The sequence below is a fragment of the Arthrobacter pullicola genome (assembly GCF_014836875.1).
In the GTDB taxonomy this organism is placed as follows: domain Bacteria; phylum Actinomycetota; class Actinomycetes; order Actinomycetales; family Micrococcaceae; genus Arthrobacter_B; species Arthrobacter_B pullicola.
In genome coordinates this window covers 103,598-117,980 of record NZ_JACSQC010000003.1, presented here as the reverse complement: position 1 = coordinate 117,980, position 14,383 = coordinate 103,598, and the positions used below count along the sequence as shown (strand labels likewise).

At 67.0% G+C, this 14,383-nt stretch carries 10 protein-coding genes; 2 read left to right on the top strand and 8 right to left on the bottom strand.

The genetic code is table 11. The features are described 5' to 3' along the window. Positions 1 to 28: 28 nt before the first annotated feature. The 5 genes from H9638_RS06810 to H9638_RS17075 all read right to left on the bottom strand — a co-directional run bounded on the left by H9638_RS06810 (position 29) and on the right by H9638_RS17075 (position 8,565). On the bottom strand, positions 29 to 3,505 hold the full coding sequence (locus H9638_RS06810; protein ID WP_191746468.1) for a DNA polymerase III subunit alpha: 3,477 nt from the start codon (positions 3,503 to 3,505) through the stop codon (positions 29 to 31). 12 nt (positions 3,506 to 3,517) lie between these two features. Beyond that, the gene (locus tag H9638_RS06805; protein WP_191746467.1) at positions 3,518 to 3,829 is read right to left on the bottom strand and encodes a DUF6504 family protein; all 312 of its coding nucleotides are present in this window, start codon (positions 3,827 to 3,829) and stop codon (positions 3,518 to 3,520) included. 211 nt (positions 3,830 to 4,040) lie between these two features. Continuing rightward, positions 4,041 to 5,960, bottom strand: coding sequence for an MDR family MFS transporter (locus H9638_RS06800; RefSeq protein ID WP_225217127.1), 1,920 nt, complete (start codon positions 5,958 to 5,960; stop codon positions 4,041 to 4,043). Next, the gene (locus H9638_RS06795; RefSeq protein ID WP_191746466.1) at positions 5,960 to 7,702 is read right to left on the bottom strand and encodes an MDR family MFS transporter; all 1,743 of its coding nucleotides are present in this window, start codon (positions 7,700 to 7,702) and stop codon (positions 5,960 to 5,962) included. Before H9638_RS06795 ends, H9638_RS06800 begins: the two co-directional genes overlap by 1 nt. 185 nt (positions 7,703 to 7,887) lie before the next feature. Beyond that, positions 7,888 to 8,565, bottom strand: coding sequence for a DUF2087 domain-containing protein (locus H9638_RS17075; RefSeq protein ID WP_318241807.1), 678 nt, complete (start codon positions 8,563 to 8,565; stop codon positions 7,888 to 7,890). Between the two features lie 178 nt (positions 8,566 to 8,743). Between H9638_RS17075 and H9638_RS06785 the strand changes: the two genes are divergently transcribed. Then, the gene (locus H9638_RS06785) at positions 8,744 to 10,051 is read left to right on the top strand and encodes a CoA transferase (protein WP_191746465.1); all 1,308 of its coding nucleotides are present in this window, start codon (positions 8,744 to 8,746) and stop codon (positions 10,049 to 10,051) included. A gap of 9 nt (positions 10,052 to 10,060) precedes the next feature. On the opposite strand, the gene H9638_RS06780 is transcribed toward H9638_RS06785, so the two are convergent. Then, a complete protein-coding gene (locus H9638_RS06780; RefSeq protein ID WP_225217126.1) occupies positions 10,061 to 10,402 on the bottom strand; it encodes a chorismate mutase in 342 nt (113 codons plus the stop codon). Between the two features lie 10 nt (positions 10,403 to 10,412). Beyond that, a complete protein-coding gene (locus H9638_RS06775) occupies positions 10,413 to 12,653 on the bottom strand; it encodes an MMPL family transporter (protein WP_191746464.1) in 2,241 nt (746 codons plus the stop codon). A 205-nt stretch (positions 12,654 to 12,858) separates the two neighbouring features. Here H9638_RS06775 and H9638_RS06770 point away from each other — a divergent pair, with 205 nt between their 5' ends. Then, complete coding sequence (locus H9638_RS06770) at positions 12,859 to 13,383, top strand: VOC family protein (RefSeq protein WP_191746463.1); 525 nt, start codon at positions 12,859 to 12,861, stop codon at positions 13,381 to 13,383. Positions 13,384 to 13,386: 3 nt separating this feature from the next. Here H9638_RS06770 and H9638_RS06765 read toward each other — a convergent pair whose 3' ends face one another. Further along, a complete protein-coding gene (locus H9638_RS06765) occupies positions 13,387 to 14,349 on the bottom strand; it encodes an SOS response-associated peptidase (RefSeq protein ID WP_191746462.1) in 963 nt (320 codons plus the stop codon). Between the last annotated feature and the right edge of the window lie 34 nt (positions 14,350 to 14,383).

Below are 14,383 nucleotides of genomic sequence, written 5' to 3'. Positions count from 1 at the left end.
TTTGCCCGTGCACCGCGCCTTTACGATGTTATCCGCTGTGCCGGAGCCCTACCAACCTGCCGCGCGGTTCACCTGCACCAGGAGCGGGGTGCGCGCCGTGCCCGGAGCCGGCAAGCGGCAGGGAAGCGGTATCGGTGAGGTCCCAGGCTTCCAGCGCCTGCATGCTGATTCCGCGCGGACCCGTGCGGCGCGTCACACCGCGGACCAGCAGCAGTTCCGTGCCGAAGAGCAGCGGACCGGACTTTTCCTGCGCCTCGTGGAAAAACGTGCAGTCCACGCATCCGGTGCCGTCATCCAGGCTGATGAAAACCACCCGCCGGCCGCCGCGCATAGGCGGGGTCTGGGTGGCCACCCGGATGCCGGCAACCAGCACCTCGGTGCCGCCGCGCAGATCCATCAGGGCTTCAGCCTTGGTCACGCCAAGGCCGGTGAGCAGCGGAGCGTAGCTGTCGATGAGATGCGCGCTGACGTCGACGGCGAGCAGGTCAAGTTCGGTGCGGACCTTTTCCGGCAGGGTGGGCTCCGGCAGCGTTGGTACGAGGTTTTCCAGCTCGGTGTCCCCCAGTGGCAGGGCAAGCTGGCCTGGAATGGGATCGTATTTCCGTGACCCTGCTTTTCCCGGGACCTCGGCCAGGTGCTGCAGCAGGTCGGCCCGGCTGCCGCGGGAACCTGTCTCGCGGGCCAGAGTGTCAAAGGCACCCAGCTGGGCCAGCCGCTGCAGCGAGGGCCGGGACAGGCGGGCCCGGGCGCGCAGATCCGCCAGCGAATCATACGGCTGCCCGGCAGCGATCCGCCGGACCTCCGCAGCGGAGAGGCCGTAGATCCCGGCAAAGCTGAGCCGGATGCCCAGGCGTTCCGGGAGGGCTTTCCGCCCGGGACCGGCCGGGACCGGGGGGACGCGTTCCACCCGGTACGCCTCGCCGCTGCGGTTGATGTCCAGGGGCAGGATGGGAATGCCCATCCTGCGGGCTTCGGCGACCAGCAGCCGCCGCGGATACATTCCCGGATCGTGCTCGAAGATGCCGGCCAGGAATGCCTCCGGGTGGTGGGTCTTCATCCAGGCGGACTGATAGGTAGGCACGGCAAAGGCTGCTCCGTGGGCCTTGCAGAAGCCGAAACTGCCGAAGGCCTTCAGCGTTTCCCAGACCTTGTCGATGGTCTGCGCCTCATAGCCGCGCTCTGCCGCGGCCCGGCGGAAGAAGTCCTCCACCCCGGCTTCGGCGTCGGGGTTGCCCAGCAGCCGGCGGAGTTCATCGGCCTTCGCCAGTCCGCAGCCGGTGAACACGTGGAAAGTCCGCAGCACCTGTTCGTGGAAAACGGTGACCCCGTGGGTTTCGGCCAGCACCGGGCGCAGCGATTCGTGCGGATACACCTCCGGTGACCAGCCGTGCCGGTGTTCAAGGAACGGACGCACCATGTCCGATTTCATCGGTCCGGGGCGGAAGAGGGAAATATCGATGATCAGGTCGTTGAAATCCCGCGGAGCCATTTTGCCGACCAGCTCCCGCTGGCCCGGCGACTCGATCTGGAAGCAGCCCAGGGTGTGGGTGCTGCGGATCAGTTCGTATGTCGGTTCATCATCCAGCGGCACGGCGTCCAGGTCGATCCGCCCGTCCTCCCCGATCCAGGCCGGCGGATTCCCGGCGGCGTCCAGCGGGTGGCCTCCGGCCCGGACGACGTCTTCCTGCGATGGGTGGATCCGGATGACCTCGTTCAGGGCAAAGGCCATGGCCGACTGCATGCGGACCCCCAGCACATCCAGTTTGAGCATGCCCATCGGATCCATGTCGTGCTTGTCGAACTGGGACATCGGCAGGCCCAGGCCGCTGGGCTGGACCGGGGTGCGGTCCAGCAGCGAGGTGTCCCCCAGGATCACCCCGCACGGGTGCATGGAAATGTGCCGGGGCAGCCGGTCCAGCCGCTCGGTCAGGTCCACCAGCAGATCCAGCTGCCGGTTCTGCTGCACTGCTTGGGCAACATTGCGAAGTTCGGGTTTCTCTGCGAGCGCCTCCCGGAAGTGGCTGGCGGAGAAGCGCCACAGTGCCTTGGCCACGGCGCCGACCTCCTCTTCGGGTAAGCCCAGCGCCATACCTGCATCGCGTACTGCTCCGCGGGCACGGTAGCCGTTCTGCATGCTCATCAGCGTCACGCGGAGGGAACCGAAGCGGTCGAAGATGCGGTGGTACACGTTGTGCCGTTCGGCGCTTTCGACGTCGATGTCGATGTCCGGCAGGGTGGAGCGGTCCTGGGAGAGGAAGCGCTCAAAGATCAGGTCGTGCGCCAGCGGGTTCACATGACTGACGCCGAGCAGATAGTTGACCAGGGAGGACGCACCCGACCCACGGGCTGCGGCACGCACGCCCATCTCCTTGATCATGGCGGAGACTTCAGCGACCGTCAGGAAGTAGGACGCGAAACCGAGCCGTTCAATAATGCCCAGCTCATGCTGGAGCCGGTTACGCATGGCTGCCTCGTCGGATCCCCGAAGGTGGCCGAAGCGCCTGCCTATTCCCGCTTCGCAGCGCAGGCGCAGTTCAGCCGCAGGCTCATTCGCGATTCCGATAACCGAGGCTTCCGGAACCACCGGCTGCTTCCAGCCCATGTCAGCCGACGGGTCGATCCGGCAGGTATCCGCGAGCGCCTGCGTAGCTGCCAGCAGTTTCACTGCGCCGGAACGTCCGTACCCGGCTTCGCTGCTGATCTCCGCGGCGAGCGCCGCCATCTGGTTTTCGCTCTTGAGCCAGCCCTGCCCGTTGGGCTGCAGGTCGCCCAGCTGGGCCATGGAGGTCAGCGCCCGTGCGGCATCGAGCACGTCTGCGGTCGCGGCGCCGTCGTCGTCCACATAACGCACCGCATTGGTGAGGACCGCAGGAATGTTCATCTCATCCGCGAGCCGGTGCATCCGCACGGCATGGGCCAGGCTGAGGTCCGCGCCGGGCGCGCTCAGGTGGGTGACTACCTCGACGGCGAGCGCAGCTCGGGGAACCGTGGCCAGCCAGCGGGCGAAGAGGGTGCGGGCGACGGCGTAACTGCGGCTGCGCATGGAGCGGCCGACGTCGGAGTACGGGCCTACCAGGACCGTAAGCACCGGCTCGCCGTCCTCCCCCAGGACCCGGGCGGCGAGCTGCTCCAGGGTAATGCCCGCCGGCCTGCCCGCCCGGCCGCGTGACGGGGAGGTACCTGCATGCGCGTCCGAGATAAGCCGGCACAGCGCGTGGTACCCCGCTCCGCCGTTCTGCCCATGGGCCAGGATGACCACCCGTCCGGTAACAGAGGCATCTTTGCCTTCACCATCGAGAACGGCCAGGTCCACCCCGACAATCGGATCGATGCCGGCGTCCATGCAGGCACGCAGATGCTTGACAGTGCCGTACAGACCGTCGCGGTCAGTGCAGGCCAGTGCGTCGGCGCCGTCCGCTGCGGCGGCCCGGGCCAGTTCCTCCGGCCAGGACGTGCCGTAGTGGGCGCTGAACGCCGTGGCCACATGCAGGTGGGTAAAGCTCATGGCACAGGGACGCTAGGCACTTTCCCGCAGGGCGTCATGGACGCGGATCAGCCGCCAGGTATCAGAGGCTACCTGCCGGGAGATATCCAGGGTACGCAGCGCGGAGCGGTTGTTCAGCCGGGCCTGGACCCGCCAGATCTCCGAGTCCACCAGGCCCGGACCGTGTCCGCGCTCTGCCCGGGGCTCTTCCTCCCACCAGCTGCGCCGCTCATACCAGCGCACCGGATGGGCGGCCACCTTGTAGGTCCTTCCCTGCCAGGAAAGCCGCAGCGGGATGCCCGCCGGCGAGCTCACCACCTCAATCGATTCACTGAAAAGTCCCACGGCTGCCCCTCACTGTGCCTGACCCCTATACCTTCCCCACCCAGCCGGACCTGCAGCTGATGGGACCACGAGAGTATTCGAACATATATTCGAATCTCCAGTGTACGACTGCAGTCTGACAATCGGCACGGTGCCCCCTAGGAACCTGATGGGAACCTGTCAGGTACACGGGCATGCCTGCGGGGCTGATCAGGGCGAACTCCCTCCCCCGCTACTCCGCAGCCGCTTCCACCCGGGACTGGGAGGAGAGCGGAATCTCACGCACAAACAGGCACAACACAGCACCTGCTGCCGCAATCGGCACGCTCAGCAGGAAAATCGGCGGCATGGCCTGCCCGAACGCTGCCGCAATGGCCTCCTGCACCGGCGGAGGCAGGCTGCGGAGCAGGTCCGGACTCAGGGAGTTGATGCTTCCCCCCGGAATAGCCGAGGCGGCACCGCCCGGCGCTGCGGCCAGCTGATCAGTCAGCCGGTTGATGAAGATCGAGCCGAAGGCGGCGATTCCAAAGGACGCCGCGATCTGCCGGAAGTAGTTCGCCGCGGAGATCGCCGTCCCCATATCCTGCCCGGGGACACTGTTCTGCACAATCAGCACCAGATTCTGCAGCAGGGCTCCGATCCCCATGCCCAGTACCGCCATGCCCACTGCGGTGAACCAGTACGGCGTCGTCTCCGAAATCCGGGACAGCAGCAGCAGCCCGGCAACCACCACCGCGAACCCCGCCACCGGATAGACCTTGTACCGCCCTGTGCGGGAAATCAGCTGCCCGGTGCCGATCGAGGTGAGCAGCAGCCCGGCCATCATGGGCAGCATCATCAGCCCGGATTCGGTGGCGCTTGCACCGTTGACCATCTGCAGGAAGGTGGGCAGGTAGGAAATCGTGGAGAACATGGCAATGCCGACGCCGATGCCCGCCAGCACGGGCACCAGGAAGTTCCGCAGCCGGAACAGCCGCAGCGGAAGGATCGGTTCGGCGGCCCGGGTTTCCTGCCAGATGAACAGGCCGGCAGCGATGACGGCGAGCGCCGAGAGTCCCAGGATCTGCGGGCTGGACCAGTCGTAAGTGGTTCCGCCCCAGCTGGTCACCAGCACCAGTGCCGCGGAGGCGGCCGCCAGGAGCACGGCTCCCGGGTAGTCCAGCCGGGGCCGCGCGCCGTGGTGTCTGGGCAGGTGCAGGGAGGAGATGACGACGGCGAGCGCCACTGCGCCGATTGGCACGTTGATGTAGAAGACCCAGCGCCAGGACCAGTTATCGGTGATCCATCCGCCCAGCAGCGGTCCGCCGACTGAGGCGATGCCGAAGGCAGCTCCGATCAGTCCCATGTAGCGTCCGCGTTCCCGCGGTGAGACCAGGTCCCCGATGATCGCCTGGGCCCCGATCATCAGCCCGCCGCCGCCGATACCCTGCAGCGCCCGGAAGGCGATTAGCTGGCCCATGTTCTGCGCCAGTCCGGAAAGCACGGAGCCAACCAGGAAGACCGCAATTGCAAAGATGAAGATGTTCTTGCGCCCGTACAGGTCGCCGAGCTTGCCGTAGATGGGCAGGCCGATGGTCGCAGCGAGAATGTAGGCGGTAACGACCCAGGAAAGATGTTCCAGCCCGTTGAGGTCACCCACGATCGTCGGGAGGGCGGTGGCGACGATTGTCTGGTCCAGGGCAGCGAGCAGGACCGAGAGGACCAGCCCGGTGAAGACCAGGGTCCGCCCGCGCTTGGCACCGTCATCCTGTGCCGGCTCGCCTGGTCCTTCCGGTGTGCCCTGCGCACCGGCCATGCCGGTAATCCGGCCTGCGCCTCCTCCCCCTCCGGTCATGGACGAACCGCCGGGGCGAACCACCGACGCACTGGCCTCGGCCTGCATTTCCTCCGGTGTTTTCCGGTGCCTGGGTGTCTTGAGCGGTGCCGTCCGCCAGGAAACGGCTGCTGCTCCCGCACGCACCTCGGCTCCTGAACGCAGCTGTCCGCCCGCAGGCGCTGGATTCAGGGGCGGCAGGAGGCGGGCAGCGGGCCAGTGCGCGGCAGGCGCGGCATGGGCCGGAGCCTTCCGGTGTGTGTGCCCCTTCTCCGGAAATCTGGCGCTTCCCTTGGGTGCGGGTACTGCCCGGTGCACCCCGGATTCCCGTTTGGCCATTAGTTTTCAGCCTCCTTGTCCTGCTGCACGTCCTGCTGCACGTTGCCCAGCTGCACGTTCGCCCTGGTTGACAGTGGAATCGCCCGGATAAAGAGCGTCAGCACAAAGGCGGCACCCAGGGCCGGTATGCCCAGCAGGAAGACCGGCGGCAGCGCTTGCCCGAATGCGCCGGCGATAAACTCCCGCACCGGGGGCGGCAGCGCCTTCAGCTGCTCGGGGCTGATCGAGTTCAGCCCCTGGCTGGTCACGCTGCGGGCGGATTCGGGCGCATCGGCCAGATGGCTGTTGAGCCGGGAGATAAACACCGATCCGTACACGGCTATGCCCAGGGTTCCGCCGATCTGCCGGAAATAGTTTGCCGAGGAAACTCCGGTGCCCATGTTCTCGGCCGGGACACTGTTCTGCACGATCAGCACCACGTTCTGCATCAGCGCTCCGACGCCGAGGCCCAGCACGAACATTCCGAGCGCGGTGAACCAGTACGGGCTGGTTGCGGAAATGCGGGACAGCAGCAGCAGTCCGGCGATCATCACCGCCGCCCCCAGGACCGGATAGATCTTGTACCGCCCGGTCCGGGAAATCAGCTGTCCCGTCCCGATCGATGTGGTCAGCAGGCCCGCGGTCATGGGCAGCATCATCAGCCCTGACATGGTGGCGCTGGCTCCGTTGACCATCTGCAGGAAGGTTGGCAGGTAGGAAATGCTGCCGAACATCGCCAGCCCCACTGCGAAGCCCACGAGCGTGCAGATCACGAAGTTCCGGATCCGGAACAGCCGCAGCGGCAGGATCGGTTCCGTTGCCCGCAGCTCCACCGGTATAAATGCGGCAACGGCGGCGGCTGCGACGGCGCCGAGGCCCAGGATCGCCGGTGAGGTCCACGCATAGACGGTCCCGCCCCAGCTGGTAATGGCCACCAGCGCTGCACTGGCGACGGCGAGCAGGGCCGCTCCTGCGTAATCCAGCTTGACCTCTGCAACACTGCGTTTGGGCAGGTGCAGCGAGGTGATGATCAGGGCCAGGGCAACGGCGCCCAGGGGAAGGTTGATGTAAAAGACCCAGCGCCAGGACCAGTATTCGGTCAGGTAGCCGCCCAGCAGCGGACCGCTGACCGACGCGACGCCGAATGCGGCGCCGATCAGCCCCATGTACCGCCCGCGCTGGCGGGCCGGAACGATGTCTCCGATGATGGCCTGCGCACCGATCATCAGGCCGCCTCCGCCGACGCCCTGCAGGGCCCGGTACGTGATCAGCTCAGCCATGCTGTTGGCCTGGCCGGACAAGGCCGATCCCAGCAGGAACACGATGATGGCGAAAACAAAGACGCTTTTGCGCCCCAGCAGGTCGCCCAGCTTGCCGTAAATCGGAAGCCCGATGGTGGAGGTCAGCAGATAAGCGGTGATCACCCAGGACAGGTGGTCCAGTCCGCGCAGTTCGCCGGTAATTGTCGGCAGCGCAGTGGAGACAATCGTCTGGTCCAGGGAGGAAATCAGGACCGCCATGATCAGTCCGCTGAAGATCAGGGCCAGCTGCCGCCGCGAGTGCGGAGCCGGAGGTTTGCCGGCTCCCGGTCCGGCTGGTGCCGGCTTCACTTCCGTTGCGGTGATGGTACCGGTGCCCTGCGGTTGGTGCAGACCGTTCGGCTCGTTCGGGTCGCGGTCACAGGGAGCCGGAGAGCCGAGGTCAGTGGCAGTTTTGGTTGCTGGATGGGCCGGGTCCGTGTTGCGGGCGAAAAATCGTGCCATGGACGCCTCCTGGGAGCCGAGCCGCTGTCTGGAACAGGACGCACCTTCCATCAGAAGCCCGCAGCCCGGCAGAGTCAACAGTCGGGGGCGGGCCAGAGTCAACAGTCGGGGGCGGGGCGGAGTCAACAGTCGGGGGCGGGCCAGCGCGGCACCCGGTTCAGCCGGCTGGATACCCGGCAGCTTGTCTAGGCGAACTCCATCCCGTCCGCCGGACGAGGGCGCGCCAGCCAGTAGCGGGAGCCATCGGGGCTGCGGCGGACAATTCCCTCATCCACCATTGCCCGGCGGACCATCGCCGGGTCATCGGAGTATTCGGCCAGGCGGGACGTTACTTCCGCCTCGGTCAGCCGTGCTGGCGAACCGGCAGGGTCAGCTCCATCCATGCCTGTCTCCCCGCTTGTCCCAGCCTCCGAATCCCCTCCCGTTCCGCCTGTGCCCGCGCCCAGCGAGCCGTGCCGGGAAAACACCGCTCCGGCCAAATGATGCAGAAGCTCCAGGCGGTCCGCCCGCCGGCCCGGAAGATTTCCGGCCCGCCCGGGGGTCAGCAGGCGCAGAGGTGAGGTGACCGCGGGCTGACGGCCGCCGGTCAGCAGATTCTGAAAGACGCCGGGATCCGCGCCGAGGGCTCCGTCTTCCGCGGCGGTGACCAGCCCGGCCTTTTGCAGCACTGTCAGGGATTTGACCTCCGTCCGGTCCAAACCGGCGCGCTGCAGGGGCTGGCCGCTGTCCGCAGCTGAAATGATCCGGCCGTACAGGCGCAGCCTCCTGTCATCGGCGAGCGCCGCGGCGAGGGCCTTCCACCGGTTGGAGGCGCCGCCGTCGTCTGCGCCGGTATCCGTACCCGGGAATCTTCCTGCCGTCACTGCTGCTCCTTCAGACCTCTTACTGTGCCCGGCGTGTGCCGGTTTGCGCGTACTGCCGGTCCCCCGCGCCGGAAAGACACGCAGCCACCGGGTGTTCCGCCCCCGGACCCGTGACGTAGCCTACTGGCACTGGCTCACAAACCCTGGCACGACCTCACAACCCGAGCGGAGCGGCCTTATGGAATCGTGCTATCCCGTGCGTTCCTTTGCTGCGGCTGCCGTGGCTGCGGCAGGGCGGGCGGTCGCTGAACTGGCCGAATCGATCGCCGGCACACCGATATCCGCCTCAGCTGATCCGGACCTCTCCCGGGCGTGGTTCGCCGGATCGTTCCAGCCGGCGGGCTGGGACCTCCCCTCACCATGGGACGCCCTGTCCCGTGACTACCTCTGTGCCGACGGCTGGATCAGGCTGCACACCAATGCCCCGCACCACCGGGCGGCAGCGCTCGCCGTGCTGGGGCTGCCCGGTGATGCGGACACCGCCGCCGCCGCGCTTGCAGTCCGGCCGTGGAAGGGCGGGGAGCTGGAAGACGCTGTGGTGGAGGCGGGAGGCTGCGCAGCCAGGATGCTCACCGTGGAACAGTGGCTCAGTCATCCGCAGGGGCAGGCAGTGGCGGGCGAACCGCTGGTCGGCTGGTCGCGGCGGCGGCCGGCGGCACCGGAGAAGTCCGCGGGAACGGTCCGGCGGCCCCTCCGCGGGGTCAGGGTGCTGGACCTGACCCGGGTCATCGCCGGGCCGGCCGCCACCCGGTTCCTGGCCGGCTTCGGTGCCGACGTGCTGCGGATCGACCCTCCGGACTGGAACGAGCCCGCGCTGGAGCCTGAGATGACCGTAGGCAAGCACTGCGCCCGGCTGGACCTGCGCAGTCCCAGCGGAGCCGCGAAGATCCGGGAACTGATTGCCGGGGCTGACATTGTGGTGCACGGCTACCGACCCGGCGCCCTCACCGGGCTGGGCCTGGACGAACACCGGCTCCAGCAGCTGCACCCCGGGATCATCACCGTGGCGGTCAACGCCTACGGCTGGAGCGGACCATGGCGGGGCCGGCGGGGCTTCGATTCCCTGGTGCAGATGAGCTCCGGAATTGCCGACGCCGGCATGGCCTGGGCAGCCTCGGATGCGCCCCGCCCGCTGCCGGTCCAGGCTCTGGACCATGCCACCGGATACCTCGCCGCAGCTGCCGCCGTGCGCGCGTGGACCCGGCGGCTCGACGGTGAGGTCCATGCGGCACGGCTTTCCCTGGCCCGGACCGCCGTTGAACTGCAGCGGGCCGCCGATGCGCGGCCCGCTGTTCCCCCGCTCTGGAAGACCGGCCAGCTGGCGGCTGCCGCGGAGGAATTTCCCATGGCAGCAGAACAGACCCGCTGGGGTCCCGGGCAGCGGCTCTTTCCGCCGCTGGTGTTTAGCCCGGAGGGAAGCAGCCCGCAGATGGGCTGGGAAGTCCCGGCGGCACCGCTGGGTTCAGCCGCTCCGGAGTGGGCCTAGGCCGCTCTCCTAACTCCTGCTGAACGCGTCCAGGCGCGCCTGGGCCTCGTCTTCGCGGCGGGTCCGCAGCTCGTAGTCGATGAACGCATCGATCATGGCCCGGTAGGTCCGTTCCACCACGGTGGAGTCCTGGTCCTGCGCTTCGGCGGTCTGCCGGACGTGGTTGATTACTTCGTCGATCCGGTCTCTCGCCTTGACCTGGGCATCGTCGTCCTTGAGTCCTCCGGCGAGCCGGACCAGCCTTTCCCGGCGCCAGATGAGCGCCACAATCTCTTCGTCAATCTCGTCTATCGCGGTGCGCACGGCATCGAGCTGCTCGGTCATGGGGTCTGTTTCTACTGTTTCAGCCATGTGATCCAGCTTATCGGGAGCCGGCGCCTGCCTCTTGCGGCTCATCAGTCCTGGAGACTTTGGCGAGTTTGGAAGGCCACCAGATCTTCGGGCCAATGTCGTAGGACAGCGCCGGCACCAGCAGCGAGCGCACCACCAGGGTATCCAGCAGCACCCCGAAGGAGACGATGAAGGCGATCTGCGCCAGGAACAGCACAGGGATAACGCCGAGCGCAGCGAAGGTCGCGGCCAGCACTACGCCTGCGGAGGTAATCACACCGCCGGTAATCATCAGCCCGCGGATCACCCCGTTCCGGGTTCCGTGGACAAGGCTCTCCTCCCGGACGCGGGTCATCAGGAAGATGTTGTAGTCCACGCCCAGCGCCACCAGGAAGATGAATCCGTACAGCGGAACCGCCGGATCGGCACCGGGGAAGTCCAGTACCTGGTTGAACACCAGTGCGGAAATCCCCAGGGTGGCAGCGAAGGAGAGCATTACGGTAAGGATCAGCAGCACCGGCGCCAGGATCGAACGCAGCAGGAGCATCAGCAGGAACAGGATGACCACCAGCACCACGGGAATGATCAGGTTCCGGTCATGGGTGGCGGCAGCATTGGTGTCCACGCTGGTGGCCGTGGTTCCGCCCACCAGGACACCTGGATAGCCGGCAAGGTCCGAGCGCAGTTCCTTCACCGTGTCCTGCGCTGCGTCGGAGTCCGGATCCTGGGTCAGGGTCGCTTCAAGCAGCACCTGGCCGTCCACGGTCTTCGGTGCCGCGGATTCCGATCCGGGAATCGGCGGCACCTGCACACCGTCTGCAGTGACCGGGAGCTGCCCGGCCGGTGTTCCGGACGCGGCGACGGCCACCGAGGCGATGTCCGGGTTAGCCAGCACCGTGTTGGCCACGGCCTGCAACTCGTCCTGCGGAGCAATGATCAGCACCGGGCTGCCCGAGCCGGAGGGGAAATGCTCGCCGAGGACCTCCTGCCCGTCCCCTGACTGGGTCTCGCCAAGCACCACGTCGCTCTGGGGTATTCCGCTGGCCCGGAACTGCAGGGTTCCGACGGCGGCGGCTGCCAGGACGATGGCACAGATGACCCAGGTGCGGCGCGGGTGGGACCTGATGGTCCGGGCAGTCCGCGCCCAGATTCCCTTTGACTCATGGTCCAGTTCGGCATGCTCGGAACCGAACACGGGCCGGCGCGGCCAAAAAGCCGCCCGGCCGAAAACGAACAGCAGCGCCGGCAGCAGCGTCATGGCTGCGAGGAAGGAGAAGGCAATACCGATCGAGGCCACCGGAGCCAGCGCCTTGTTGGAGTTCAGATCGCTCAGCAGCAGGCAGAGCAGCCCGGCAATAACGGTGGCCGCAGATGCCAGGACCGGCTCGAACGTGCCCTTCAGCGCAGCCCAGGTGGCACTCCAGCGGTCACTGTAATCGCGCAGGGTTTCCCGGTAGCGCGAGACATAGAGCAGCGAATAGTCGGTGGCTGCACCGATACCGAGGATGAACAGGATGCCCTGGACCTGGCCGTTGATGCTCACCAGGTTTGCCTTGGCCAGCCAGAACACCACCAGGATCGCAGCGGAGAGGGCGAATATTGAGGTCAGCAGCACCAGGATGGGCAACAGCGGCGAGCGGTACACAATGATCAGGATGACCAGCACCGCCCCCACGGCCACCAGCAGCAGTGTGCCGTCAATTCCGCTGAATGCGTCGGAGATGTCCGCCAGCTGCCCGGCCGGACCGGTCACGTAACCGTCCAGGTCCTCCGGGGGCGGCCCGTCCTCGATCAGGCTGCGCAGGTTCTCCACCGACGTTGTTGTCTCGGAGTCATCTGCCACCGGCACAAAGAACTCGGCGGCCTTGCCGTCCTGCGAGTACTGGACGGGAGAGATCTCGCCGGCCACGCCCTGCGCGCCTTCGACCGCCTGGGCACGCCCTTCAATGAAGGTGCGGTCCTCCGCGGTCAGCCCGCCGTCGTTCACGAACACCACGACGGCGGGAATCGCGTTGCTGTCACTGAACTGTTCCTGCAGGTCAGCCACCTGGGTGGAGGCAGAGCTGGCCGGCAGGTAGGAGGCCTGGTCATTTTCCGTGACTTCGCTGATTTTTCCGAAGTACGGTCCGCCGATCCCTCCGACCACAAACCAGACGATGATCAGCACCACGGGAATGAGTATCCTCAACCAGGCCGGAGGGCCGTTCCTGCTTCCGGAGCCGGCGGGCGAACGCCCTTGTGCACCGGTATCTGGAGGGATCGCTGTGCTCATGGGTCTCGTCGCATTCTCGCGAGAGCGTGGGCCAGCCCGTATCCGGGCCGATTCCCCGCCGGTGGGCATGCACTGCTGGAAATCCCATGACAGCCTTTGACCGGTCTCCGCGTCAACACATCCGGGTCTGCCGGCGCCTGCGCGGCACAAAAGACATGCGTGGGAGGTTCTGGGATTGGCGGCTTTTCAGTGGCAGGATCGGATCATGTTGCCCCAGTTGAGTGTCGTCACCCTCGGTGTGCGTGATGTCGAAGTTACCTATGCGTTTTACGCCCGGCTGGGCTGGGAACCGCTCCAGTATGTGGCCGGCGAAGTGGTCTTCTTTCAGGTCGGCCACGGAGTGCTGCTCTCGTTCTTCCGCAGCGACCATCTGGCCGCGGAATCCGGAGCCACGGGAGCCGCCAGCCTGGCTCCGGTCACTCTGGGCCACAATGTGGACTCGCCGAACGACGTCGACGTTATCCTCCACGAAGCTGCAGCGGCCGGCGGGTCGATTGCCGCTCCCGGCACGCAGATGAGCTGGGGAGGATATTCGGGTTACTTCACGGACCCCGACGGGTTCCGCTGGGAGGTGTGCCACAACCCGGGTCTGTCGGTGGACGCGAACGGGAAAGTTACCCTGTCCGTCCTGGATCCGCTGGGAGGGGAGAGCACCGGTTCCGCAGATGCTCCCGGGGCACCGGAGTCAGGGGCAGCCGAGTCAGGGGCAGCCGAGGCCCGGTTGCTGTAGAACCTAAAACAGGACGTTCTCCGTGGCAGGCTCCCGCACCCCGCCGGGGGCGCTGCCCGCAGCGGTGTCCTGCCCCGGTGGTGTGTCCAAACGTGGTGCTGTGTCCAGCCCTGGCACAGTGTCCAACCCTGGTGCAGTGTCCAGCTCCGGTGGCTCCAGCAGCCACGGACCATCGTTGCGCACACTGCCCACAGCCGGGTCCGCGGCACGGATCTGCAAGTTCGACGCCGTTGGGTAGGCCTGGTCCAGGACCTGGCCCAGCAAATCCAGGGCCCCGGTGTTGCTGAGGGTTCCGGGTGCAGTCCAGGCCGCGAGCGCAGCGGAAGCCAGCGGCAGCGGAAGCCGGTTGTGCAGCGTGCCGAGCCCGGCCAGCACCGGGTGGGGATCCTCCGGATCGGGTGCGGCCAGCGTGATGATGGTGGTGGACAGCAGCCAGCGGCCCGGGTCCCCCGCCGGCACAGCCGGGTCCGCCCACCACTCGTACAAACCGGCGAACCAGCTCAGCTTCCCGTCCGGCCGGTGCACAAAGTACGGCTGTTTGCTGTTCCCCGGGCCGGTTTTCCATTCGTAGTAGCCCTCCATCGGTACCGCGCACCGGCGGGAGAGGACGGCATCCCGGAAGGTCGGCTTTTCCAGCAGGGTTTCGCTGCGGGCATTGAACGCCCGCACTCCCACGGAGATGTCCTTCGCCCAGCCCGGAACCAGGCCCCAGCGGGCTACGTGCACCTGTCGCACGGCCCGTGGCTGCCGGGCGGAAGCTTCTCCCTCCCTGTCAGTCCCGGTCCCGACTGTCTGAGGCGTTCCGGTCCCAGCAGTCCCGTCGATCAGGCGCTCGAGGACCACCGGGACGTCGGAGGTCGGCGCCACGTTCCAGGACTGGCGCAGCTCCAGGTTGGCATCGGCTTCAGCCTCTGCCTCTGCCACGAGGTCTCCGATGGCCTTGGCCATGACGTATCGTCCGCACATCCTCCCAGTCTGCCTGTTCCGCCGCTGGAGGACG